Source organism: Tepidicella baoligensis (assembly GCF_013432195.1).
In the GTDB taxonomy this organism is placed as follows: domain Bacteria; phylum Pseudomonadota; class Gammaproteobacteria; order Burkholderiales; family Burkholderiaceae_C; genus Tepidicella; species Tepidicella baoligensis.
Genome location: NZ_JACCDB010000007.1, coordinates 65,786 through 89,139 on the forward strand (window position 1 = coordinate 65,786; position 23,354 = coordinate 89,139).

Annotated in this window: 20 protein-coding genes and 1 tRNA gene; 8 read left to right on the forward strand and 13 right to left on the reverse strand. The window is 65.1% G+C overall.

Annotated features, from left to right (window positions below; genetic code table 11):
* The first annotated feature begins 8 nt into the window (after positions 1-8).
* On the forward strand, positions 9-2,219 hold the full coding sequence (locus tag HZS63_RS08970) for a two-component system response regulator (protein WP_343039973.1): 2,211 nt from the start codon (positions 9-11) through the stop codon (positions 2,217-2,219).
* A 15-nt stretch (positions 2,220-2,234) separates the two neighbouring features.
* Here the strand turns inward: HZS63_RS08970 and HZS63_RS08975 are convergent, their stop codons facing one another.
* Complete coding sequence (locus tag HZS63_RS08975; RefSeq protein WP_180683698.1) at positions 2,235-3,341, reverse strand: helix-turn-helix domain-containing protein; 1,107 nt, start codon at positions 3,339-3,341, stop codon at positions 2,235-2,237.
* 160 nt (positions 3,342-3,501) lie between these two features.
* Between HZS63_RS08975 and HZS63_RS08980 the strand changes: the two genes are divergently transcribed.
* From HZS63_RS08980 to HZS63_RS09000, 5 genes are read left to right on the forward strand one after another with little or no spacing between them, the layout of a single operon-like run.
* On the forward strand, positions 3,502-3,978 hold the full coding sequence (locus tag HZS63_RS08980; RefSeq protein WP_180683699.1) for a 4Fe-4S dicluster domain-containing protein: 477 nt from the start codon (positions 3,502-3,504) through the stop codon (positions 3,976-3,978).
* 19 nt (positions 3,979-3,997) lie between these two features.
* Positions 3,998-5,845 (forward strand): aldehyde ferredoxin oxidoreductase family protein, encoded by a 1,848-nt coding sequence (locus tag HZS63_RS08985; RefSeq protein ID WP_180683700.1) that lies wholly within the window; start codon positions 3,998-4,000, stop codon positions 5,843-5,845.
* 4 nt (positions 5,846-5,849) lie between these two features.
* Complete coding sequence (locus HZS63_RS08990) at positions 5,850-7,133, forward strand: NAD(P)/FAD-dependent oxidoreductase (RefSeq protein ID WP_180683701.1); 1,284 nt, start codon at positions 5,850-5,852, stop codon at positions 7,131-7,133.
* A gap of 5 nt (positions 7,134-7,138) precedes the next feature.
* Complete coding sequence (thiS, locus tag HZS63_RS08995) at positions 7,139-7,390, forward strand: sulfur carrier protein ThiS (RefSeq protein WP_219339148.1); 252 nt, start codon at positions 7,139-7,141, stop codon at positions 7,388-7,390.
* 3 nt (positions 7,391-7,393) lie between these two features.
* Positions 7,394-7,696: a hypothetical protein gene (locus HZS63_RS09000; protein ID WP_180683703.1), complete on the forward strand. Its 303-nt coding sequence runs from the start codon at positions 7,394-7,396 to the stop codon at positions 7,694-7,696.
* 31 nt (positions 7,697-7,727) lie between these two features.
* Here HZS63_RS09000 and HZS63_RS09005 read toward each other — a convergent pair whose 3' ends face one another.
* The 8 genes from HZS63_RS09005 to HZS63_RS09040 form a co-directional block, all read right to left on the reverse strand.
* A complete protein-coding gene (locus HZS63_RS09005; RefSeq protein WP_180683704.1) occupies positions 7,728-8,066 on the reverse strand; it encodes a hypothetical protein in 339 nt (112 codons plus the stop codon).
* Between the two features lie 15 nt (positions 8,067-8,081).
* Positions 8,082-9,398, reverse strand: coding sequence for an NAD(P)/FAD-dependent oxidoreductase (locus HZS63_RS09010; RefSeq protein ID WP_180683705.1), 1,317 nt, complete (start codon positions 9,396-9,398; stop codon positions 8,082-8,084).
* 123 nt (positions 9,399-9,521) lie between these two features.
* Complete coding sequence (infA, locus tag HZS63_RS09015) at positions 9,522-9,785, reverse strand: translation initiation factor IF-1 (protein WP_180683759.1); 264 nt, start codon at positions 9,783-9,785, stop codon at positions 9,522-9,524.
* A gap of 274 nt (positions 9,786-10,059) precedes the next feature.
* Complete coding sequence (crcB, locus tag HZS63_RS09020) at positions 10,060-10,443, reverse strand: fluoride efflux transporter CrcB (RefSeq protein ID WP_180683706.1); 384 nt, start codon at positions 10,441-10,443, stop codon at positions 10,060-10,062.
* Between the two features lie 30 nt (positions 10,444-10,473).
* The gene (locus tag HZS63_RS09025) at positions 10,474-11,373 is read right to left on the reverse strand and encodes a recombination-associated protein RdgC (protein WP_180683707.1); all 900 of its coding nucleotides are present in this window, start codon (positions 11,371-11,373) and stop codon (positions 10,474-10,476) included.
* 89 nt (positions 11,374-11,462) lie between these two features.
* Complete coding sequence (locus HZS63_RS09030; protein ID WP_180683708.1) at positions 11,463-12,758, reverse strand: TRAP transporter large permease; 1,296 nt, start codon at positions 12,756-12,758, stop codon at positions 11,463-11,465.
* Positions 12,751-13,263, reverse strand: a complete 513-nt coding sequence (locus tag HZS63_RS09035) for a TRAP transporter small permease (protein ID WP_180683709.1) — start codon at positions 13,261-13,263, stop codon at positions 12,751-12,753. Before HZS63_RS09035 ends, HZS63_RS09030 begins: the two co-directional genes overlap by 8 nt.
* 6 nt (positions 13,264-13,269) lie before the next feature.
* A complete protein-coding gene (locus HZS63_RS09040) occupies positions 13,270-14,244 on the reverse strand; it encodes a TRAP transporter substrate-binding protein (RefSeq protein ID WP_180683710.1) in 975 nt (324 codons plus the stop codon).
* 236 nt (positions 14,245-14,480) lie between these two features.
* Here HZS63_RS09040 and HZS63_RS09045 point away from each other — a divergent pair, with 236 nt between their 5' ends.
* Positions 14,481-15,032 carry a winged helix DNA-binding protein gene (locus HZS63_RS09045; RefSeq protein WP_180683711.1) on the forward strand — a complete coding sequence of 184 codons (552 nt, stop codon included), beginning with the start codon at positions 14,481-14,483 and terminating at the stop codon, positions 15,030-15,032.
* A 17-nt stretch (positions 15,033-15,049) separates the two neighbouring features.
* Entirely contained in the window at positions 15,050-18,742 is a 3,693-nt protein-coding gene (locus HZS63_RS09050; protein WP_180683712.1) for a hydantoinase B/oxoprolinase family protein, read from the forward strand.
* A gap of 36 nt (positions 18,743-18,778) precedes the next feature.
* On the opposite strand, the gene HZS63_RS09055 is transcribed toward HZS63_RS09050, so the two are convergent.
* The 4 genes from HZS63_RS09055 to HZS63_RS09070 all read right to left on the reverse strand — a co-directional run bounded on the left by HZS63_RS09055 (position 18,779) and on the right by HZS63_RS09070 (position 23,331).
* A tRNA-Gly gene (locus HZS63_RS09055) sits at positions 18,779-18,852 on the reverse strand.
* A 45-nt stretch (positions 18,853-18,897) separates the two neighbouring features.
* Complete coding sequence (locus HZS63_RS09060) at positions 18,898-21,138, reverse strand: patatin-like phospholipase family protein (protein WP_180683713.1); 2,241 nt, start codon at positions 21,136-21,138, stop codon at positions 18,898-18,900.
* 40 nt (positions 21,139-21,178) lie between these two features.
* Positions 21,179-21,763: an Hsp20/alpha crystallin family protein gene (locus HZS63_RS09065; protein ID WP_180683714.1), complete on the reverse strand. Its 585-nt coding sequence runs from the start codon at positions 21,761-21,763 to the stop codon at positions 21,179-21,181.
* An 89-nt stretch (positions 21,764-21,852) separates the two neighbouring features.
* Positions 21,853-23,331 carry an NAD-dependent succinate-semialdehyde dehydrogenase gene (locus HZS63_RS09070; RefSeq protein ID WP_180683715.1) on the reverse strand — a complete coding sequence of 493 codons (1,479 nt, stop codon included), beginning with the start codon at positions 23,329-23,331 and terminating at the stop codon, positions 21,853-21,855.
* Positions 23,332-23,354: the final 23 nt, after the last annotated feature.

Here is a 23,354-nt window from a genome sequence, read left to right on the forward strand (position 1 = left end):
GCCCCTGCGTGAACACCCAAGACCACGTTTCCATGGTGCAACGCGACCGCATACTCATCGTGGATGACGTGCACGAGAACCTGCACGGGCTCATGCAGATCCTGCGCGACGAGTATGCCATCGTCGCGGCGACGAGTGGCGAGAAGGCGCTGGAGCTCGCGCGGCGCCAGCCCCCGCCTGACCTGATTTTGCTCGACATCAAAATGCCGGGCATGGACGGCTATGCGGTCTTGTCACAGCTCAAGATCGACCCGCAGACCGCCGACATCCCGGTCATCTTTGTCACGGCATTGGCCGACGCTGCCGACGAGGCGCAGGGGTTGAACATGGGCGTGGCGGATTACATCACCAAACCCTTCAATCCCGACCTTCTGCGGGCCCGCGTTCGTACCCAGCTGGAGCTGCGCCGTCATCGGCGCCACTGCGTGACCTTCGATGTGCTGGCGCACGCCCAGCCAGAGCGGGACCAGACCCTGCTCGTGGTGGACGACATACCCGACAACATCCACGAGCTGCTCGAAGCGCTCAAGGAACGTTACCGCATCCAGGTGGCCAACACGGGGGAGCGGGCGCTGGAGATCGTGGCCGGTCCGAACCCGCCGGATCTGGTGCTGCTCGACGTGAAGATGCCCGGTATCGACGGCTTCGAGGTCTGCCGCCGGATCAAGGCCATGCCGGCCGGCCATCGGATTCCGGTGATTTTCGTGACCGTGCTGGATGCGGTCCGGCAGATCGTCAAGGGTTTCGAGCTGGGGGCGTCGGATTACATCACCAAGCCCTTCGATGTCGATGAGGTCCATGCCCGGGTGCGCACCCACCTGGAGCTGGCCCGACTGCGGCGCTTGCTGGAGGACATGGTCGCCCAGCGCACCGCCATGCTGCAAGTCAGTGAGGAGAGGTACCGCATCCTCGCCCAGCGCGATCCGGTCACGGGACTGCCCAACCGGGCCCTGTTCGCCGAATTGCTCACCCATGCGGTCCAGCAGGCGCAGCGCACCGGCACGCCTTTCGCTCTGCTGTCGCTGGACCTGGACAACTTCAAGACCATCAATGAGAGCCTGGGTCACCGCCGGGGCGACCAACTGCTGGCGGAGGTGGCGCGCCGGTTGCAGAAGTTGTTGCCCGAAAGCGATGCCATGGCGCGGCTGGGGGGTGACGAGTTCGCGGTGATCGTCGAGCGCCAGGAGGACATGCCTTGGGTCGATCTGCTGGCGCAGCGCATGATCGAGGCCCTCGCCACGCCTTTCGTCTTCGACGGTGAGCCGGTGTATGTGGGAGCGTGCATTGGCATTGCGCTCTACCCGAACGATGCGGCCGATGCCGATACCCTGCAGCGCCACGCCGATGCCGCGTTGCACAGGGCCAAGGCCCAGGGCCGGGGCATGCTGCAATTCTTCGCGCCTGAACTCTCGAACCAGGCCCGTTCGCGGCTCACCCTGGACTCCGAATTGCGTCGCGCGATCAGTGGGGACGAACTGCGCCTGCACTACCAGCCGCAGATCGACCTGCACAGTGGGCGCATCATCGGCATGGAGGCCTTGGTGCGCTGGCAGCATCCGGCGCGCGGCATGGTGCCCCCTGGCGAATTCATCGCATTTGCCGAGGAAAGCAGCCTGGTGGTGCGGCTCGGCAAATGGGTGCTGGAGGAGGCCACCCGCCAAATGCGCATCTGGCTCGACGAGGGCATCGATCCACCTCCGGTGTCGGTCAATGTGTCGGCGGTCCAACTCAGCCGGGGGACGATGGCCGGGTATGCGGAGCAGGCACTGTGCGCCAACCGGCTCCGCCCCGACCAGCTGGAGCTGGAGATCACGGAAAGCTTCATCATGCGCGACCGGGAGCGTTCGCTGCGCTCGCTGGCCGAGCTCAAGGCGCTGGGCGTGCGGTTGACGATCGACGACTTCGGCACCGGCTATTCCTCGCTGGCCTATCTGCAACAACTGGAGGTGGACAAGCTCAAGGTGGACATGTCGTTCGTGCAGGACATGACCGATAACCCCGGCAAAGCCTCCATCGTGCGCGCCGTGATCGCCATGGGGCACAGCCTGGGGCTGGGCATCGTGGCCGAAGGGGTCGAAACCGACGAGCAGGCGCGCGAGTTGCGGCGCTTGCAGTGCGATGCGATCCAGGGGTATCTCGTCAGCCGGCCCCTGCCGGCGGACGACATGGGGGCTTTCCTGCGCCGATTCAGCCCCTGGACGGTCAGCGAGTGGGACTGAGCCCGAGCCTCAGCCTTAACGCCGTTCCAGTTTGCGGTAAACCGTGGCGCGGCTGATGCCCAAGGCACGCGCGGCCTCTGCCACGTTGCCACCGGCGTCTTCCACCGCCTTGCGGATCATGGCGGTTTCCACGTCCCGCAGGGGCACGGCATGGCCGTGCGGCACGCCATGGCCGGCCGAGATCGGGTGGTCGGCGTGGAGCAGCGGCATCACCAGTATCCGCAAACCGGACCACAGCGGCAGTTCCAGCACGCCCCGTCGTTGCCGGGCGGCATCGAACAGGCTGTTCGTGGGCACGGCAAACACGTCGCTGCAATGGGGCCACCCAGCGCCGGTAGGCAGGGTCAGCATGTCCACCGCGTTGCGGTTGGCCCCGGTGATCAGGCCATCGGCATCGACGGCGAGCAGACCGTCGCCATCCTCACCGATCAGGTGGCCCGGCCATTGCAGCCGCAGCAGCAGGTGATGCGGCTGGGCGAGGGTGAGGGCGTTTTCGATGCTGCGCACCGACTGGGTGACCAGGTGCTTGAGGGCGGGGCGCTCGGGCACGTCGATGCCGGTGAGGTCCAGCATGCCGATGCAGCGGCCATCGGGGCCGATGACCGGCGCCCCGGCGCAGCTGTAAATGGCGGTGTCGTCGAAGAAATGCTCGCCACGGTGCAACCACACTGGCTGGATGTCGGTCAGGCTGGCGCCGATGGCCGTGGTACCGACGGCGGCTTCCGAGAGGTCCACGCCAACCCGGGCGATGGAGGTGGCGCGGGGATCGTGCCGGTCTATGGGGCCGTTGACGTCGATGACGATGCCATCGGCGTTCGTGAGGATGGCGAAGTAGCGGGTGTGTGCCATGGCCCGCGCCAGGGAGCGGATCACCGGGCCGGCGGCCTGCAGCAGCGGCTGGCTGGTTTCGATTGCCCGCCGCATGGCGGCAGCCGAGACGGTCTCGAACACCACGCGCTGGCGCGGGTTCTGGCCGCGGGCCAGACAGCGGCGCCATGAACGCTCTACCCAGGCCGCAATGCAGCCGGGCTCGAGTGGGGCCTGATCCATCAGCAGGGTCTGGCGTGCCCGTTCGATCTGCCAGATTCGGCGCTCTGCGGTGTGCATCGGTTTCTGCGACATGACGCCATTACACCAGTGTTTCATTTTGAGAATAAGTATGGGCTTCAATGGTTGATTGGGGTTTTCCCTAGGTTCAAAGGCAAGGGGCGGATTCAACAATGCATAGGCAACGGCATTCATAGGCAAGGCGCGTTCGCGTCAATACCCACAGGAGAACCACATGCAGAAAGTCCTGCACATCAACCCGGACAAATGCACCGGCTGCTTGCAGTGCGAAATGGCCTGCTCGTTCGAGAACTATGGCACCTATGCCACTTCCAAGTCGCGCATCAAGGTGTTCGACTTCCATCACACCGGCAAAAAGGTGCCTTACACCTGCACGCAGTGCGACGAGGCTTGGTGTCTGCATGCCTGCCCGGTGGAGGCCATCACCGTGGACAAGCTGACCGGCGCCAAGGTGGTGAGCGAAACCACCTGTGTAGGCTGCAAGGTGTGCACCATCGCCTGTCCCTTTGGCACCATCAATTACGTGCAGGAAACCGGCAAGGTCCAGAAGTGCGACCTCTGTGGCGGCGAGCCTGCTTGCGCTGACGCCTGCCCGACCGGGGCCATCACGTTCATCGATGCCAACTGGACCGGCCTCGACAAGATGAAGCAATGGGCCGACAAACTCGGTAACCAGGCGGCTGCCGCCTGATCACGCAAGGAGCACTGACATGTCTTGGGCTGGAAAAATCCTCCGCGTCAACCTGACGGCTGGTACCGTCACCCCCGAACCCCTGAACATGGAATGGGCCAAGGCCTATCTGGGCTCTCGGGGTCTGGCGTCCAAATACCTCATCAGCGAGATCGACCCCAAGGTCGATCCGCTGTCGCCCGACAACAAGATCATCTGGGCCACCGGCCCGCTGACGGGCACCATGGCCTCCACCGGCGGCCGCTACACCGTGGTCACCAAGGGCCCGCTGACCGGCGCCATCGCCTGTTCCAACTCCGGCGGCTACTGGGGCGCCGAACTGAAGATGGCCGGCTGGGACATGATCATTTTCGAGGGCAAGTCTCCCAAGCCGGTGTACCTGTACGTCAACGACGACGTGGCCGAGCTGCGTGACGCCTCCCATCTGTGGGGGCAGAGCGTCTGGAAAACCGAGGAGATGCTCAAAACCAGTCTGCAGGATCCGCTGCTGCGCATTTCCAGCATCGGCAAGGCGGGTGAGAACGGTGTGCTGTACGCTGCAGTGGTGAACGATCTGCACCGTGCGGCTGGCCGCTCGGGCGTGGGTACCGTCATGGGCAGCAAAAACCTCAAGGCGATTGCGGTGCGTGGCACCAAGGGCGTGGGCAATGTCCGCGATCCCAAGGCCTTCATGGCCGCCACCAAGGCGGCCAAGAAAGTGCTGGCCGACAACGCCGTGACCGGCCAGGGCCTGCCGACCTACGGTACCCAGGTGCTCATGAACGTGATCAATGAAGTCGGCCTGCTGCCCACCCGCAACCACCGTGATGTGCAGTTCGAAGGTGCCAAGGACATCTCTGCCGAGGCCATGGTCACGCCGCGTGCCACCGATGGCAAGAAGCATCTGGTGACCAACCAGGCCTGCTTTGGATGCACCATCGCCTGCGGGCGCATCAGCAAGATCGACGAAACTCACTTCAGCGTGCAGAACAAGCCCCAATATTGGGGGGCCAGCGGGGGGTTGGAGTACGAAGCGGCCTGGGCACTGGGGGCCGCCAACGGCGTCAACGATCTGGAAGCGCTGCAATACGCCAACCTGATCTGCAACGAGCAGGGGATGGACCCGATCAGCTTCGGTGCCACCGTGGGTGCCGTGATGGAGTTGTACGAGATGGGTGTGCTCACGAAGGAGCAGATTGGCATCGAGGCGCCTTTCGGATCCGCCAAGGCTCTGTGCGAACTGGCCGACATGACCGCCAATGGGGTCGGTTTTGGCAAAGAGATCGGTCTGGGCTCCAAGCGGCTGACGGCCAAGTACGGGCACCCCGACCTGTCCATGAGCGTGAAGGGGCAGGAGTTCCCCGCTTACGACGGGCGCGTGGCCCAGGGCATCGGCTTGGCCTATGCCACCAGCAACCGTGGGGCCTGCCACCTGCGTGGGTACACCATCGCTTCCGAGGTGTTGGGCATTCCGGTCAAGACGGAACCCACGGCCTCCGAGGGCAAGCCTGAACTGGTCAAGGCCTTCCAGGATGCGACCGCTGCCTTCGATTCGGCCGGTATCTGTATTTTCACCAGCTTTGCCTGGACGCTGGCCGACGTGGCCCCGCAGATCCAGGCCGCCTGTGGTGAGGAATTCACCATGGAGCACCTGAACCTGATCGGGGAGCGCATCTGGAACATGGAGCGCGAATTCAACAACGCCGCCGGCTTCACGTCCAAGGACGACAGTCTGCCCAAGCGCCTGCTCACGGAACCGGCCAAGACCGGTCCGGGCAAGGGCTCGGTCAGCAAGCTGCCGGAAATGCTGCCCAAGTACTACGAAGTCCGGGGTTGGGACGCCGAGGGACGCCCCACCGCGGCCACCAAGGAACGCCTGGGTCTGTGAGCGCATGGCACACCACCTGATCCTAGGCGCGGGGCCGGCTGGCGTGATCGCGGCGGAAACCCTGCGCAAGCACGCCCCGGCCGATCGCATCACTCTGGTTGGTGATGAGCCGGAGCCGCCATACTCCCGCATGGCCATTCCCTATTTGCTCATCGGCGATATCGACGAACGGGGCACTTATCTGCGCAAATCGCCCGACCACTTCGCGCGACAGCGCATCGACGTGGTCCGTGGGCGGGTCACCCGGCTCGACACCGCGGCCCGCACCGTGACGCTGGACCACGGCCAGACGCTCGGGTTTGACCGCCTGCTCATCGCCACCGGCTCGCACCCGGTGCGTCCGCCCATTCCTGGCATGGACCTGCCGGGGGTACACCCTTGCTGGACGTTGGAGGATGCGCGCGCCATCATGCGGTTGGCCCGTCCCGGAGCCCGGGTGCTGCAAATGGGGGCGGGCTTCATCGGCTGCATCATCATGGAGGCGCTGAAGCAGCGTGGGGTGGCCCTGACCGTGGTCGAGATGGGTGACCGCATGGTGCCTCGGATGATGGGGCCGGCGGCCGGCGGCATGATACGCGCTTGGTGCGAGTCGAAAGGCGTTCGCGTGTTCACCAGTACCAAGGTGGAGGCGATCGAGCAGGCCGATGGCCAGGCTTTGCGGGTGCGCCTGTCCAACGGCGAGGCGTTGGAGGTCGATTTGGTGATCAGTGCCACGGGCGTGCGTCCGGCCATCGGTTTTCTGGAGGGGTCGGGCGTCACCTGTCTGCTGGGCGTGCTCACCGACGAGCACATGCAGACCAACGTGCCCGGTATCTACGCTGCCGGTGATTGTGCCGAAGCCTTCGACAAGGTCAGCGGCAAGGCCATCGTCAGCGCCATTCAGCCCAATGCAGCCGACCAGGCTTATGTGGCGGCCATGAACATGGCAGGCAAACCGGTCGAGCTCAAGGGCGTGACGCAGATCAACGTGCTCGATACCCTGGGGCTGATTTCGGCGAGCTTCGGGAATTGGGAGGGGGTGCCGGGTGGCGAATCGGTCGAACGGCACGACCCCGAGCGCCACCGGGTCCTCAGCCTCCAGTTCGATGGTGACGTGATGGTGGGATGCAACAGCGTGGGCTGGACCGATCATATTGGGGTCATGCGCGGCCTGGTGGAAGGGCGGGTGCGGCTGGGTGAGTGGAAAGACCACCTGTTGCAGGACCCGACGCAGCTCATGAAAGCCTACCTCGCCACGGCGCAAGGGCAGGGACAGTGGAGCGGCGCCAACGACACCCGCCGCCGTTGATGCCGATGCGAGTGACGCTGAAACTGTTCGCCACCTTGGGCGACTACCTGCCTCCGGGCGCCCGCTTCAACCAGATCGAGCTCGATCTGGACCACGGTACCACCGTGCAGGCGCTGATCGACCGTTACAGCCTGCCACCCAAGCTGGTGCATTTGGTGCTGGTCAATGGTCATTTCGTGCCGCCCGAGGAACGCGCCACCCGTGCGCTGAACGAGGGGGACGTTCTGGCCATCTGGCCACCTATTGCTGGCGGTTGAGCCGTGCAGTCCCATTACCCCGAGGCCTTCGAGCGCGACATGGCCTGCTCGTTGGCGGAATGGGAGTCTCGCTTGCCATCGGCCATCGGGAAGGTGCCGTGGGAACGTGTGGCGGCAGCAGCGGTTCAGGTCCGGCTACCGGGTGGGTGGCTGGAGCTGAGCTGGTCGCCGCTGCCGGACCGAGTCATTGCCCTGATGCGCATGCCCCGTCTGGCGGTGCGGTTTCGCTTCGTCGGGGTGCCGGCCGAGGAGCGGCTGCACTTCATGAGGCATTTCGATCTCGTGTTGCAACGCGGCGGGGGGTGAGGGCACTCCCCCGCCACCAGTCCAGACCGATTCAGCTGCGACGGGCCAGCCAGGCCAGCAGCGGCCAGGCGGCGAGGGCGGCACCCGTCCCCGCGGCGAGTGCGCTGCCGCCCAGGAAAGCCCAGTCCACCCAGTACCTGAGCTCGCTCAGGCTGGAGGCGGTGAACACCGGGCCCAGTACGAAGGTGGCGACTGCAGCGAACGCCCCGAGAATGAGGGTGGCGGGCAGAGCCTTGCGCCAGTCTGCCCGGGATGACCGCACCACCGCAAACAGCAGCGCGAGCCAGAGCAGTGCCACAACCAGTAGCCAACCGAGCGCAGGGCGCACGGTTTCGTAGATGATGTTGAGTCCGAGCCAGATTTCGTACATGATGTGCCTCCTTCCTCAGGCGTGGCCCTTGAGCACGGCGATGTAGGCGGGCTTGAGCATGCGGTGCTTCATCACCCACGCGAAGTAGCTTTCCTGCATCGGGTCGATGAATGGCAGGGTGGGGGTGAGGCGGCCTTCGTAATCGAATTCGATCAGCATGGCCGAGCCTTCGCGCAGAATCAGCGGACAGGAGGTGTAGCCATCGAAGCGCTGGCTCGGTTCGCGTCCGCTGATCACGTCGATCAGGTTGGTGGCGACCATGGGAGCGCTCTTTTTCACCGTGGCAGCGGTTTTGCCGCGTCGGGTGCCATTGACATCGCCCAGACCGAACACGTTGGGGTAGCGGCGGTGGCGCAGGGTTTGCTCGTCCACCTCCAGCCAGCCTCCGGCCGCGAATGGGCCCTCTTTCCAAGCGAGATCGCTCTGGCGTACCACGTCGGGTGCGCTCATAGGGGGCACCACGTGGATGAAGTCGTAGTCCACGGTGGTGGCTTCCCCTTCCGGCGAGTGGAAGGTGGCACGCCGGCTGCCGATGTCGATGGCGCTGAGGCGCTGGTTGTACTCCACGTCGATGCCCAAGCCGGCCCACCGCTCGAGAATGCTGTCGTTGACGGCCTTGACCCCAAACACGCTGCCAATGCCGGAATAGAACGTGATTTCGGAGTCCGTCAGCCGGCCGGTCTGGCGCAGCCGGTCGGCCAGCATGAACGTCATCTTGATCGGGGCGCCGGCGCATTTCAGTGGCGTGGCAGGCAGGGTCATCACTGCCCGCCCTCCTGTTCCACGGAAGGCATCCATCGCCGACCAGGTGGCGACAGCCGCATCCGGGCTGGCATAGACCGAAGCGAGGCCATTCTGACCGATGGCCGCCACGTCCATGCCTTCGATGGCGCTGTAGTTGAGTTGTACGCCCGTGGCCACCACCAAGTAGTCGTATGACAGGCGCTGGCCGCCGCGCGTCACGATGACGTTGGCAGTCGGATCGAATTCAGCGACGAAGTCTTTGACCCAATCCACTCCCGGCGGGTGATAGCGGGCGTTGTGGTCGATCACTTTGCTGACCGGCCAAACGCCGCTGGCCACCAGCGTCCATCCGGGTTGGTAGTAGTGGGGTTCGCGCCCATCCACGATGGTGATGCGGGCCCCGTCGAGCCCTTTGCTCAAACGATTGGCCACCGCGATACCGGCGAGGCCGCTGCCCGCAATGACGATGTGTGCATTCGTCTTGACGCGGGCTTGGGCGGGCGGACTGGCCGTTGCCAGGGAGGTGGCCAGCGGCGCAGCCACCAAGCCGCCGAGAAGCCGGCGGCGCTGGAGATTGGTGAGGCTCATGTGAGGTCTCCTGACATTTATACTCTAGGGAGTTTATGGTACGAGGTGCCCGACTGCCCGAGTTTGATTTTTGTCAAAGAGCCTCGAAGGGCAAGCGAAGGTTGCGCTCACCCAAAGGGTGGATCAGCGGTAGCTGCGCCGGGCCGGGGCCGGGCTGCCGGAACGCTGCTCGATGTGGCGGAAAGTGATCCGGCCTTTGGTGAGGTCGTAGGGCGAGAGTTCGAGCGACACCTTGTCACCCGCCAGAATGCGGATGTGGTGCTTTTTCATCTTGCCCGCGGAGTAGGCGACCAGGGTGTGGCCGTTGTCGAGCGTGACGCGGTAGCGCGAATCGGGCAGGACTTCGTCCACCTTGCCCTGCATTTCAATAAGGTCTTCTTTAGCCAATGGTTTTTCCTTGGAACGGTTGTCGTTGCCAAGCCGGTGCCTGGGCAACGTGATGGGTTGATTCAAGGCCTCCGCATGTCTGGAGCATGGTCCATCCGGAGTCGACCCGGAGGCGGAGTCCTACGCAAGGGTGCGCCCGCCACGAACATTGAAGTTGACGCCTCGGAAGGACCGCAAGGCGCTTCAAGGTGGCTACAGGCCCGCGGAGGGCCAGGCGTGTCATACGACAGAGGTTGCGACGACGAGCAAGCCGCAACCCCTAGATTTTAACCGTTTATGGCCGAACGTGCCACCAGGTCTGGGCGCTGAGCAGTCCACCCCAGGTGAGCAACAGCGAACCGATCAGGTGCAGGCCGGCATTGAGCACCGCCAGCCCAACGCGGCCACTCTGCAGCATGGTCACCGTTTCGACCGAAAAGGTGGAGAAGGTGGTCAGTGCGCCCAGCAGGCCGGTCACGATGGCCAGCCGCCACGCCGGGTCCAACCCGCTGTGATGCTGGAAGAACACCACCGCCACCCCCACGGCATAGGCACCGATCCAGTTGGCGGCGAGCGTACCCCAGGGCAGCAGTTGTCCCGGGTTGAGCCAGACGCTGAGCTGCCACCGGCTCAAGGCGCCGATGCAGGCGCCTGCGCAGATCGCGGCAATGGTGAGCATGGCGGCAGTTTAACGCGGCGGGGGCGAGGCTCAGAGCAGTTCGCCGCCCAGGGCTTCGGTGAGGTCGTCGATGAGGGCGCCCAGCTCGCCCGTCGCGATGGCCACGTCGGCGTCGAAGCCGCCTTCATCTTCGGTGGTGGCGCTGTCTTCGAACACCCCGTCCAGGAAAGCGATCTTGCTGAGCACGGTGCTTTCGGTGAGCACGAAACTGACCCGGCCGTCCCAGTCCAGCGCCAGCTTGGTGGGCAGCTTGCCCTGGCCGATGTGCAAGCGCATCTGCTCGTCGTCGAGGTGGTGGCGGGTGAACTTGACCACGGACTTCAGCTCGTCGGCCGACTTCAGTTCGACTTCCCGGCCGGGCGCGAAGTGGGCGGGCCAGTCATCGGCGCTGCCGGTCAGCCAGGCGGTCATGGCGGCCTGGGGTGACATCTGGGTGTTGAAGGGGCTCAGTTGCAGGCCATCCAGCCCTTTGACCAGCGCGGTGATGACTTCATCGGCACGGGCCTGGCTGCTGGTGTCCAGAACCAGGCGGCCGGCCTGCAGGTCCATCCACACCATGACGCTGGCCGTCTTGGCAAAGGCCATGGGCAGCAGGTCCTGCACGATGTCGTCGCGCAGGTCGCGGCTTTCCTTGCGGCCGGGTTTGCGGCCCTCCTTGGCCTCGATCTGCGCCACGCGCTCGTCGAAGTGGCGCTTGACGACCGCACCCGGCACGGCCTTGGTCTCGATCTGGAAGCGCATGATGCGGTGGCCGCCGACCAGTTCCACCAAGGCGCCGTGGGCCTGGCCTCGCGGTGGCACCCAGCCCACCGATTTCTCCTGTGTGGCGCTGCACGGAGCAAACGGCATGGCCGCCAGCGCTGCTTCCATGGTTTCCACCGGAGCCGACCAGCCGGCACCGATGCGGTAGATCATCACATGCTTGAACACGGGTTCCCTTGTGGTCGTTGTGAGTCCGGCATCTTAGTGGATGCCGGGCAGCTTCAGGTGGGGGCGCACCTGGGGAGCCCTCACATGCCTCACATGCGCGAGGGCAGCCAGGTGGCGATGCCGGGGAACCACCACAGCAGCAGCAGGGCCAGCGCCATGAGCGCGAAGTAGGGCGCGGTGACCTTGGCGATGTAGGTGATCTCGCGCCCCGTCATGCCCTGCAGCACGAACAGGTTGAAGCCCACGGGAGGCGTGATCTGCGCCATCTCCACCACGATCACCACGAAGATGCCGAACCAGATGAGGTCGATGCCGGCACCGCCGATGGTGGGCAGGATGACGCCCATGGTCAGCACGATCATGGAAATACCGTCGAGAAAGCAGCCCAGCAGGATGTAGAACAGCGCAATGGCCAGAATGAGCACGCCGGTGGACAGGCCCAGCCCGGTCACGAACTCGGCCAGCTGGCGCGGCAGGCCGATGAAGCCCATCGAGAGGGTGAGGAAGGCGGCCCCGGCCAGGATGAGCGCGATCATGCAGTACAGGCGGGTGGCGCCCAGCAGCGAATCGCGAAAGGTGCGCCAGTTCAGCGACCCCTGGCTGGCCGACAGGATGAGAGCCCCCACCACGCCGACGGCTGCGGCTTCGGTGGCCGTGGCCACCCCGCTGTAGATGGAGCCGATGACACCGCCGATGAGCAGGATCACCGGCAGCAGGTGGCGCGACTCCCACAACTTGCGGCCCAGGCTGGTGGCGGCCTCGGCGCGGGGCACCTGGTCGGGGTTGAGCAAGGCCCAGACCATGAGATAGCCACTGAACAGCGCGCCCAACAGCAAGCCCGGCAGCACCCCGGCCATGAACAGCTTGGCAATCGACACCTCGGCCGCCACGCCATAGACGATCATGATGATGGACGGCGGGATCAACAGGCCCAGCGTGCTGGCGCCGCCCAGGGAGCCGATGATCTTGTCGGGCGGGTAGTTGCGCTGGGTGAGCTCGGGGATGCTCATCTTGCCGACGGTGGCGCAGGTGGCGGCCGAAGAGCCCGAGACGGCGGCAAAGATGGTGCAGCCCACCACATTGGTGTGCAGCAGGCGCCCGGGCAGCGGGTTCACCCACGGGGCCAGCCCCTTGAACATGCTTTCCGAGAGTTTGGTGCGAAACAGGATTTCCCCCATCCAGATGAACAGCGGCAAGGCCGTGAGCGTCCAGCTGCTGGAGGCCCCCCAGATGGTGATGGCCATGGCGTCGCCCGCCGGCCGGGAGGAAAACAGCTCCATGCCGATCCAGGCCACGCCCGCCAGCGTGAGGCCGATCCACACGCCGCTGCCCAGCAGGGCAAACAGCGCGACGATCAGGGCCAAAGTGAGGACGGCCTCATTCATGGGGAGCGTCTCCGGCTTGGGCAGCGGCGGGGCGGCGCAGGCCGCGCCATTCGAGCACCCATTCGTCGATGAGGGCGATGAGCAGCACCAATGTGCCGATCACCATGCTGATCTGGGGAATCCACAGGGGCGTGGCGTCGCTGGAGGTGGAGATGTCGTTGAACAGATGCGACTGCCAGGCCAGCCGGGCGGCGTAGAAGGCAAACAGGCCGGCCAGCAGCACGGCAATGGAGAGCGACCACAATTCCAGGGCCCGCCGCGCGGAGCCCTGCAGCCGGCCGATGATGAGCGTGACGCGGATGTGCTCCCCCCGCTTGAGGGTATGCGCCAGCGCCAGGAAACCCGCCCCGGCCGTGGCGTAGCCCGCGTAGGCGTCGGTGCCGGGCACGTAGAAGTGAAACAGGCGGCTGACGATGGACAGCAGAACCATCAGCAGCACGCCGATCATGAAAAGCGCCGCCAGCCAGGCGGCGCTCATGTAGAGGGCGTCGAGCAGGCGGCGCATGGTGGCTTACTTGCGGAAGGCGGCGAGCAGGGCTTGACCTTCGGGGCCGGCTTTCTCCAGCCATTCCTTCAGCATGGTTTCACCGACTTTTTCCATGTCGGCCTTGAGCTGGGCCGATGGGGGCAGCACCTCCATGCCGTTGGCCTTGAGCGTGGCCAGGGTGTCGGCGTTGACCTTGCGCGAGGCTTCCCAGCCGCGCTTTTCGGCATCGGTAGCGGCCTTGAGCACGGCGTCCTGGGTCGCCTTGTCGAGGGCATTGAAGGCGCGCTTGTTCGCGATCACCGCGTTCTTGGGCAACCAGGCCTGCACGTCGTAGTAGTACTTGAGGTGTTCGTAGAGCTTGCTGTCCACGCCGGTGGCGCCGGAGGTCATGTTGGCCTCGACCACGCCGGTGGCCAGGGCCTGCGACAGTTCGGCGGCCTGGACAGTGACCGGCTGTGCGCCCACCAGTTGGGCGATGCGGGTGGTGGACGGGCTGTAGGCGCGCCACTTGCTGCCGCGCAGGTCGGCGGCGCTGTTCAGCGGCTTTTTGCTGTAGATGCCCTGGGGCGGCCAGGCCACGGCATACAGCAGCATCATGCCTTGCTCGTCGAGCTTCTTCTCCAGAAAGGGTTTCTGGGCCTGGTAGAGCTTGAACGATTCGTCGTAGCTGGTGGCCAGGAACGGGATGCCATCGGCGCCGAAGATTTCCCATTCGTTCTGGTAGGCCGCCAGCAGGATTTCACCGATCTGGGCCTGGCCGCCTTGCACGGCGCGCTTGATTTCGGGGGCTCGGAACAGCGAGGCGTTGGCGTGCACCGTGATCTTGAGCTTGCCGCCGGTGGCCTGGTCGATGTCGGCCGCAAACTGGTTCAGGTTGGCGGTGTGGAAGTTGGAGGCCGGGTAGGCGGAGGGCAGGTCCCAGCGGGTCTGGGCCTGGGCATGGCTGCCAAAGGCCAGTGCACTGGCGGCCAGGGTGAGGGTGAACAGGCGACGCTTCATGACGACTCCAATCGGTGCATGTGGGTTGAGATCGGGAACACGTAGCAAAGGGCGGGCCAGGCCCGCCGTCTGGCCGCGGGCGCCCAGGGGTCAGAGCGCAGCGCGAGGCGTCACCATTGTGGCGGGAGATGTTTCAGGTGTCATACGTGTTTTCCCTAAATGTCGATAAATTGTTGGCATTTTGTTGGAAAAATTCTTAGACTACCGGGTCGTGATCCTGCACAGGAGAATTGCCCATGCCCCGTACGCGTACCGGTCCCCGCCAGGGGAACGCCTCCGGCTCCGAGCAGCCGCGCATCGTCTCTTCGGCCCACCTGGTCTCGCCGCAGAGCGCCGAGATGAGCGAGTTCGAGTTCGGCCTGATCGTCGCTGGCAATGCGTTCCACCGCTGGATCGTCCATTGCATGAGTGCGGCTGGCTTGAAAGACCTCACGCCGCTGGACGTGCTGGTGTTGCACCATGTGACGCATCGGGCCCGCGACAAGCGGCTGGCCGATATTTGCTTCATCATGAACGTGGAGGACACCCACCTCATCAACTACTCGCTCAAGAAGCTGCAAGGGTTGGGGGTGGTGGCGTCGAGCAAGAACGGCAAGGAAGTCACCTATGCCGCCACCGACACCGGCAAGGCCTATGTGGAACGTTACCGGGCGATCCGCGAGGCCTGCCTCATCAACGCGCTCAAGGCGGATGATGCGCTCAACCGTGACATCGGTGAACTGGCACGGCTGCTGCGCGTGCTCTCCGGCGTGTATGACCAGGCGGCCCGGGCGGCGGCCTCCATGTAACTCTTTTCAAGTCCATCATGCCAACCACATCCACGCAGACCCCTCACGCTCGCTGGCAGTTCTGGATCGACCGCGGCGGCACCTTCACCGACATCGTGGCACGCCGGCCCGACGGCAGCCTGATCACGCACAAGCTGCTGAGCGAGAACCCCGAGCAGTACCGCGATGCGGCGGTGGCCGGCATTCGCCACCTGCTGGGCCTTCGACCTGGCGAACCCATCACGCCCGAGCAGGTGGAGTGCGTCAAAATGGGCACCACCGTGGCCACCAACGCGCTGCTGGAGCGCAAGGGCGAACCCACGCTGCTGGTGACCACCCGGGGCTTTCGCGATGCGCTGCGCATCGCGTATCAGAACCGGCCGCGCCTGTTCGACCGCCACATCGTGCTGCCCGAGCTGTTGTACGAGCGCGTGATCGAGGCGCAGGAGCGCATGAGCGCCCAAGGCGAGGTCATCGAGCCGCTGGACGAGCTCCACCTGCGCGAACGCCTGTGGGCCGCCTACGACGCCGGCCTGCGCAGCGTGGCCATCGTGTTCATGCACGGCTACCGCTACACCGCGCACGAGGCCCGTGCCGCCGAACTGGCGCGCGAAGTGGGCTTCACGCAGATCAGCACCAGCCACGGCACCAGCCCGATGATGAAATTCGTCAGCCGGGGGGACACGACGGTGGTGGACGCCTACCTCTCGCCCATCCTGCGCCGTTATGTGGACCAGGTGGCGGCCGAGATGCCGGGTGTGCGTCTGTTTTTCATGCAGTCCTCCGGTGGGTTGACCGATGCCCACGCCTTCCAGGGCAAGGACGCCATCCTCTCCGGCCCGGCAGGGGGCATCGTGGGCATGGCGCGTACCGCCAGCCTGGCCGGGCATGGCAAGGTCATCGGCTTCGACATGGGGGGCACCTCCACCGACGTGAGCCACTACGCGGGTGCTTTCGAACGCGAGTTCGAAACCCAGGTGGCCGGTGTGCGCATGCGTGCGCCCATGATGAGCATCCACACCGTGGCGGCCGGCGGGGGCTCGCTGCTGCAGTTCGATGGCGCCCGTTTCCGTGTGGGACCCGAGAGCGCAGGCGCCAACCCCGGCCCGGCCTGCTACCGCCGTGGCGGTCCGCTGGCCGTGACCGATGCCAATGTGATGGTGGGCAAGCTGCAGCCCGATCACTTCCCGCGCACCTTCGGCCCCCAGGCCGACCAGCCTTTGGATGCCGACGTGGTGCGCCGGCGCTTTGCCGAACTGGGGGCGCAGACCGGACTGAGCCCCGAAGCCTGCGCCCAGGGTTTCATCCGCATCGCTGTGCAGCAAATGGCCAACGCCATCAAGAAAATCTCGGTGGCGCGCGGTTATGACGTGACGCGCTACACCCTGCAATGCTTTGGCGGTGCCGGTGGTCAGCACGCCTGCCTGGTGGCCGACGCGCTGGGCATGACGAAGGTGTTCGTGCATCCGCTGGCAGGCGTGCTCAGCGCCTACGGCATGGGCCTGGCCGACCAGAGCGTGATGCGCGAGCAGGCGGTGGAAGTCCCGCTGGAGGCGGGGGCGCTCGCCGGCATCGCCGCCCAACTCGATGCGCTGGCGGCAGCCGCCACCGATGAATTGCAGCGCCAGCAAGTGGGGCGAGGGCAGGTGGTGGTGCACCGCCGGGTGCATGTGCGCTACGCCGGCAGCGACTCGGCGCTGGTGGTGCCCTTTGGCGACCTGGCCACCATTGTGTCGGGTTTCGAGCAGGCCTATCGCCAGCGCTTTGCCTTCGTCATGAAGGGCAAGCCCTTGGTGGTGGAAGCGGTATCGGTCGAGGCGGTGATCGGTGGTGAGGCGCCGACCGAGCAGGCGCAGCCACTCGCCCCGGCGCGAGAGGCGCCACGCCGGGCCACCGTGCGCGTCTATACCGAAGGGGTGGACGGTGCCGACGCCTGGCACGACGCCGCCCTGGTGGTGCGTGAAGACCTGCGCCCCGGCGACGTGATTCCCGGTCCGGCCATCATCGCCGAGAAAAACGCCACCACCGTCGTGGAGCCCGGCTGGCAGGCCACGCTCACCGCGCTCGACCACCTCGAACTGGTGCGCACCATGCCGCGCGCGCAGCGCTTTGCCGCCGGCACCCAGGTGGACCCGGTGCTGCTGGAGGTGTTCAACAACCTGTTCATGAACATCGCCGAGCAGATGGGCCTGCAGCTGCAAAACACGGCCTACTCGGTCAACATCAAGGAACGGCTGGACTTTTCCTGCGCCCTGTTCGACGCCGAAGGCCACCTGATCGCCAATGCCCCCCACATGCCGGTACACCTGGGCAGCATGGGCGAAAGCATCCAGACCGTGATCCGCGAGAACCGTGGCCGCATGAAGCCTGGCGACGTGTACGTGCTCAACGACCCCTACCACGGCGGTACCCACCTGCCGGACGTGACCGTGATCACCCCCGTGTACGTGGGTGATGCGGCAGAGCCCACCTTCTACGTGGGCTCGCGCGGCCACCACGCCGACATCGGCGGCACCACCCCGGGCTCCATGCCGCCGTTTTCCACCCGCATCGAGGAAGAGGGCGTGCAGATCGACAACTTCCTGCTCGTGCAAGGGGACGGGCAGGGCGGCGGCACGCTGCGCGAGGCCGAATTGCTGGCGCTGCTGGGCAGCGGCCCCTATCCGAGTCGCAATCCGCAGCAAAACCTGGCCGACCTGAAGGCGCAGATTGCCGCCAACGAAAAAGGCGTGCAGGAATTGCGCAAAATGGTGGAACAGTTCGGGCTGGACGTGGTGCAGGCCTACATGCACCACGTGCAGGACAATGCCGAGGAGGCCGTGCGCCGCGCCATCGACCGCCTGTCCAGACGACTGAAGGACGGCCATTTCACCCTGCCGCTGGACAACGGCGCACAAATCCGCGTGGCGGTGCGCATCGATGCGGCCAGCCGCAGTGCCGTGATCGACTTCACCGGCACCAGTCCCCAGCAGAGCAACAACTTCAACGCGCCCAAGGCCGTGTGCATGGCAGCGGTGCTGTATGTGTTCCGCACCTTGGTGGACGATGACATCCCGCTCAATGCGGGTTGCCTCAAGCCGTTGCGGGTCGTCATTCCTGAAGGCTGCATGCTCAACCCGAACCCCCCTGCTTCGGTGGTGGCGGGGAATGTCGAAACGTCGAGCTGCATCACCAACGCGCTGTTCGGCGCGCTGGGCGTCATGGCCGGCGCCCAGCCGACCATGAACAATTTCACCTTCGGCAACGCGCAACACCAGTACTACGAAACCATTTCGGGCGGTAGCGGCGCCGGTGGCGAGTTCGACGATCAAGGCCGGCTCGTGGGCGGCTTCGACGGCACCAGCGTCGTGCAGACCCACATGACCAACTCGCGCCTGACCGACCCCGAGGTGCTGGAATTCCGCTTCCCGGTGCGGCTGGAGAGCTACGAGATCCGCAAGGGATCGGGTGGTGCCGGTCGCTGGAGAGGCGGCGACGGTGGTGTGAGGCGCGTGCGCTTCCTGGAGCCGATGACCGCCAGCATCCTATCCAACGGTCGGGTGCACCCGGCGTTCGGCATGGCCGGGGGGCAGCCCGGTGCGCCAGGCATCAACCGGGTGGTGCGAGCCGATGGTTCTGTGGAAACGCTGGCGCACATCGGCCAGGCCGAGATGCTGCCGGGCGATGTGTTTGAAATCCACACGCCGGGGGGTGGGGGTTTTGGCGTTCCTGACGAGACAGCGGCCGCATAAGTCAAGTCGAGGCCGCTTGGAACGCCTACAAGATGATGGAGCGGCTGATGGGAATCGAACCCACGTCTTGAGCTTGGGAAGCTCAGGTCCTACCATTGAACGACAGCCGCATGACCAGCGAGTTTACCGCAATCGCAGCCAGTCCTTGACGCGGCTCAAGGTCGGCCCAGCACGAAGTACACCCCGGTGTAGCCCTGTGGCGCATGCACCAGCCCCAGGTACAGCGGGCCGATGCCCGTGTCCGCCCCGATGTAAAGGCTGGAGCCCAGGCGCCAGCGCCGCTGCTCAGAGCCCGGTGGGGCCAGCGGGCCATTCGTCCAGGCGGCGCCGGTTTCCAAGGTGCTGCCCACGTACAGGCTGCGGACGAGGCCAGGCTGGTAGGGCAGCCGCTGGTAATAGCCCAGGCGCAACAGGGCCAGGCGGTTGCCTGCCAGCTGTCCCAGCCGGTAACCCGAAAGGTTGTGGAAGCCGCCCAGGGCATATTCGTCCACGGCACCGGGTGCTACCGTGCTGGAGCTTGCCACACGCAGGTAGGCATTCCAGGTGTGTGGGCCGTCGCTGAGGGCGTGTTGGGCAGTGAGGTTCCAGCGCGTGAAATCGGTTCGCTGGCCAAGCACACGGTAGCGTCCCTGCTGGGTGTCCAGCGTGTAGCGGTAGCCGCTCGTGGGAAAGTGGGCGCGGTCGAGTTGGTCCGTTACCCAGGCCAGTCGCCAGGCGGCCTCGGTCCACGCAATGGCGGTGATGGTTTGCGTTTCCGGGGCGTTCACGTAGTCGGGCGTGGACTGGCGCCTGGCGCCCAGAAGGCCAAGGCGCAGATCGCCCGCTTCCTGTGTGCGGCCGAGGTGCCAGCCCAGATCGAGGCCGATGCGGCTGGTGCGGCGCCGGAACAGTGCATACGGGTTGCCCTGCGGGTCGAACCATTCGATTTTGCGCAGCTCGTGGTCGAGGTAGCTGCTGATGAATCCCTGACGGTTTCGCCCCAGAGGATGGTACAGCTCCGTCCCGGCACCTATGGTGGCCCCCAGTTCCAGATGGCTGCGCCACTGGGTGCCGAGCGTCGGCAGGTCGCGGCGGGTATGGCTGAGGCGCAGGCTGAAATCGCCGATTCCTTGAAAATCGGTCCTCAGATCCAGACCTACGCGGAATTGGTGTACCGCGTTTGAATCGTCTCCCAGGATGTAGGTGAGTCCCTCCTGCCCAGTGTCGGGATCGCGTTCCAGCCGGTAGTCGATCCGGCGGGTGCTGTCGAGCGCGATCAAGCGCAGCAAGTCAGCTTCCACCGCGGCGGATTGCAAGGCGTCGCCGGGTTGGACGTCGAGCTGACGCAGCAGCCTGGAGGCTTGCTGTTCATCGGCACCCTGCAGGCGAACGAAGGCCAGCGTCTCGGGCAGGCTGTCCATCAGCATGGCGTGGCGTTGCCGCCGTTGCTCCTGCCAAGCAAGGTAGTCCTGCGCAGGCAGGGCGAAGCGCTCCAGAGAAGCGGCCACACTGGCGCCATATTGCAGACCGAGTCGTATCAGTTCATCGGCCCGGTCGAAACTGGCCGATGTCAAGTCGCCTAACTGGGGTTGCAGCAGCAGGTCGTCGAGCGCCAGCAGGGCGGTGGAGCGCTGCACGTTCTGCTCTGTGAGGATGTTGATCATTTGCAGCGTGACGCCAATCACGCTGTCGAGGCTCTCACGGCTGGCCAGTGGGGTGCCAATGTTGACGGCGATCACCCGATCGGCACCCATGCGCCGCGCCACGTCCACCGGGAGGTTGTTGACCAGTCCTCCGTCGCCCAGCAATCGGCCCTCCCACTCCAGCGGCGAGAACACGCCTGGGACCGACATGCTGGCCCGCAACGCCGCTGCCAGATCGCCTTGCCGCAGCAAGACGGCCTCGCCGCTGACCATGTCGGTGGCCACGGCCCGGAACGGGATGGGCAATTCGTCGAAATCGGTCAATTCGCGTGTATGCAGGGTGTAGCGCCGCAGCAGCAGCTCTAGAGAGCGGCTGGAAACGGCGCCGCTGGGCAGAACGAACTGGCCGTCCCGAAACCCCAGCTGCAATACGGGGGAGAAGGTGAAGTCCTCTTCTTTTTGGCGTTGCGAGAGCGAGCGCCTGGGGACACGTGACGCGAACAGGCTGTTCCAGTCCACCGCGAGGATCTCGCGTTCCAATTCGGCTGGCGTCATGCCGCTGGCGTACAGGCCGCCGATGATCGCGCCCATGGAGGTGCCGACCACCATGTCCACCGGCACACGGGCCTCTTCCAAGGCTTTGAGGATGCCCACATGGGCAAAGCCCCGTGCCCCACCGCCCGACAGGACGAGCGCGATCTGGGGGCGGGGCTCAGCAAGGGCAGTGGCCGGAGCCAGGCCACTCCACACCCCTAGGGCGATGGCCCAGTGCAAGCACCAGTTAGGGACGGAACGCGCTGGGTATGCGCGAGAGTCAAGTCTGGATCGAAATCGTGCGACCTTTCGGGGTGGTTTCCATCTCTCGTTTGTCCACCGTGATGGTGAGTACGCCATTTTTAAACGTTGCCTTGATGCTGTCTTGCTGGGCATTCGCGGGCAAATTCAGTGCACGCTGAAAACTGCCGTAGCTGCGCTCGACCCGATGGTAGTGACCATCCTGATGCGCTGATTCGTGGCGTTTTTCACCCCGGATCCACAGAATATCATCCTCCAGCGTCAACTGAATGTCTTTCTCGTCCACCCCGGGAACTTCGACTGTGATGCGGTACTGCTTCTCGGTTTCCTCAATATCCAGCGAGGGGCGCAGCATCGTCGGCCAGGGTGAGGCGGCCAGGCCCGGTGACGTCAGCCGTGGCCAGGACAGGCCGAAGCCGCGAAAGGCATCATCGAACAGCCGATCCACTTCGCGGTGGAGTTGGAGCAATGGGTCCAGCGTGGTGGCTGGAGCCGCAGCGGGTACCGTGGATTTGCTGATGGGAAGCTGGGAGGACGCTTGCTGGGTTTCCTGCTCTTTCTTGAACCAGTTCCACGGAGCCAGTTTCTTGAAGTCGAAATCCATGATGCACTCCTTTCATATGGCTTGCCATACAGCCCGATGGGCGTTTGCCACACGATTTTTAGGGCTGGACGGGAAAATTCAAGTCGTGGTCACTTCAGGATGTCGCCCACGCAGAGGTACTTGATTTCGACATAGTCGTCCATGCCGTAATGCGAGCCTTCGCGGCCCAGTCCGGACTGCTTGACGCCGCCGAAAGGCACGTGTTCGGTCGCCAGAATGCCCACGTTGATGCCGACCATGCCGTATTCCAGCGCCTCGCTCACGCGGAAGATGCGGCCCACGTCGCGGCTGTAGAAGTAGCTGGCCAGGCCGAACTCGGTGTTATTGGCGGCATCGATGGCTTCCTGCTCGGTCTTGAACTTGAAGATCGGCGCGAAGGGGCCGAAAGTTTCCTCGCGGGCGCAGAGCATGTCGGCCGTGGCGTCGGCCACCACCGTGGGTTCGAAGAACTGGCCCTGCAGGCGTTTGCCGCCCACCAGCAGGCGGCCGCCTTTGGCCACGGCGTCGTCCACATGGCGCTGCACTTTTTCCAGCGCGGCTTCCTCGATCAGCGGGCCCTGGTTGACGCCTTCTTCGAAACCGTTGCCCACTTTGGCGGTTTTGACCTTGGCGGCGAACTTGGTCACGAACTCGTCGTACACACTCTCTTGCACGTAGATGCGGTTGGAGCACACGCAGGTCTGCCCTGCATTGCGGTATTTGCTGGCGAAGGCGCCTTCGACGGCGGAGTCGATGTCGGCGTCGTCGAAGACGATGAAGGGGGCGTTGCCACCCAGCTCCAGCGACAGCTTCTTGACGGTGGGCGCGCACTGCGCCATGAGGATGCGGCCCACCTCGGTGGAGCCGGTGAAGCTGAGGTGGCGCACCACGTCGCTGGCGCACAGCACCTTGCCCATGGCAATGGAGTTGGCGCTGTCGGCGGTGATGACGTTGAGCACGCCCGCCGGGATGCCTGCGCGCATGGCCAGCTCGGCGGCGGCCAAGGCGGTGAGTGGCGTGAGTTCGGCGGGCTTGATGACGACCGGGCAGCCTGCGGCGAGTGCGGGGGCCACCTTGCGGGTGATCATGGCCAGCGGAAAGTTCCACGGGGTGATGGCCGCACACACGCCGATGGGCTGCTTGAGCACGAGCAGGCGGCGGTTGTTGTCGAACTGGGGAAGGGTTTCGCCGTTGACGCGCTTGGCTTCTTCAGCAAACCACTCCACGAAGCTGGCGCCATAGGCCACTTCGCCCTTGGCTTCGGGCAGGGGTTTGCCCTGTTCGGCGGTCATCAGCCGGCCCAGGTCGTCCTGGTGGGCCATGAGCAGGTCGTACCACTTGCGCAGGATGTTGCTGCGTTCCTTGGCGGTCTTGTTCTTCCAGCCGCCCCAGGCGGCGTTGGCGGCGGCGATGGCGGCTTCGGCCTCGGCCGGGCCGAGGTTGGCCACGTCGGCCAGGTGCTGGCCGGTGGCCGGGTCGTATACGGCGAAGCGGCTGTCACCTGCCACCCACCGGCCGTCGATCAGCGCGTCCGTCTTGAGCAGGGTGGGGTCTTTCAGTTGCGCGAGGGGGGAGGCCTTCATGTCCATGGTTGTCTCTCTTGAGGTGTGTG

What these genes read in the sequence shown, in the direction of transcription:
- crcB (WP_180683706.1), bottom strand. Translation starts at nt 10,443, where the DNA reads ATGCTCACCATTGCCGCGATCTGCGCAGGCGCCTGCATCGGCGCCTTG.
- HZS63_RS08990 (WP_180683701.1), top strand. Translation starts at nt 5,850, where the DNA reads ATGGCACACCACCTGATCCTAGGCGCGGGGCCGGCTGGCGTGATCGCG.
- HZS63_RS08985 (WP_180683700.1), top strand. Translation starts at nt 3,998, where the DNA reads ATGTCTTGGGCTGGAAAAATCCTCCGCGTCAACCTGACGGCTGGTACC.
- HZS63_RS09065 (WP_180683714.1), bottom strand. Translation starts at nt 21,763, where the DNA reads ATGGATTTCGACTTCAAGAAACTGGCTCCGTGGAACTGGTTCAAGAAA.
- HZS63_RS09050 (WP_180683712.1), top strand. Translation starts at nt 15,050, where the DNA reads ATGCCAACCACATCCACGCAGACCCCTCACGCTCGCTGGCAGTTCTGG.
- HZS63_RS09005 (WP_180683704.1), bottom strand. Translation starts at nt 8,066, where the DNA reads ATGTACGAAATCTGGCTCGGACTCAACATCATCTACGAAACCGTGCGC.
- HZS63_RS09070 (WP_180683715.1), bottom strand. Translation starts at nt 23,331, where the DNA reads ATGGACATGAAGGCCTCCCCCCTCGCGCAACTGAAAGACCCCACCCTG.
- HZS63_RS09030 (WP_180683708.1), bottom strand. Translation starts at nt 12,758, where the DNA reads ATGAATGAGGCCGTCCTCACTTTGGCCCTGATCGTCGCGCTGTTTGCC.
- HZS63_RS09010 (WP_180683705.1), bottom strand. Translation starts at nt 9,398, where the DNA reads ATGAGCCTCACCAATCTCCAGCGCCGCCGGCTTCTCGGCGGCTTGGTG.
- HZS63_RS08980 (WP_180683699.1), top strand. Translation starts at nt 3,502, where the DNA reads ATGCAGAAAGTCCTGCACATCAACCCGGACAAATGCACCGGCTGCTTG.
- HZS63_RS09035 (WP_180683709.1), bottom strand. Translation starts at nt 13,263, where the DNA reads ATGCGCCGCCTGCTCGACGCCCTCTACATGAGCGCCGCCTGGCTGGCG.
- HZS63_RS08975 (WP_180683698.1), bottom strand. Translation starts at nt 3,341, where the DNA reads ATGTCGCAGAAACCGATGCACACCGCAGAGCGCCGAATCTGGCAGATC.
- HZS63_RS09045 (WP_180683711.1), top strand. Translation starts at nt 14,481, where the DNA reads ATGCCCCGTACGCGTACCGGTCCCCGCCAGGGGAACGCCTCCGGCTCC.
- thiS (WP_219339148.1), top strand. Translation starts at nt 7,139, where the DNA reads ATGCGAGTGACGCTGAAACTGTTCGCCACCTTGGGCGACTACCTGCCT.
- HZS63_RS09040 (WP_180683710.1), bottom strand. Translation starts at nt 14,244, where the DNA reads ATGAAGCGTCGCCTGTTCACCCTCACCCTGGCCGCCAGTGCACTGGCC.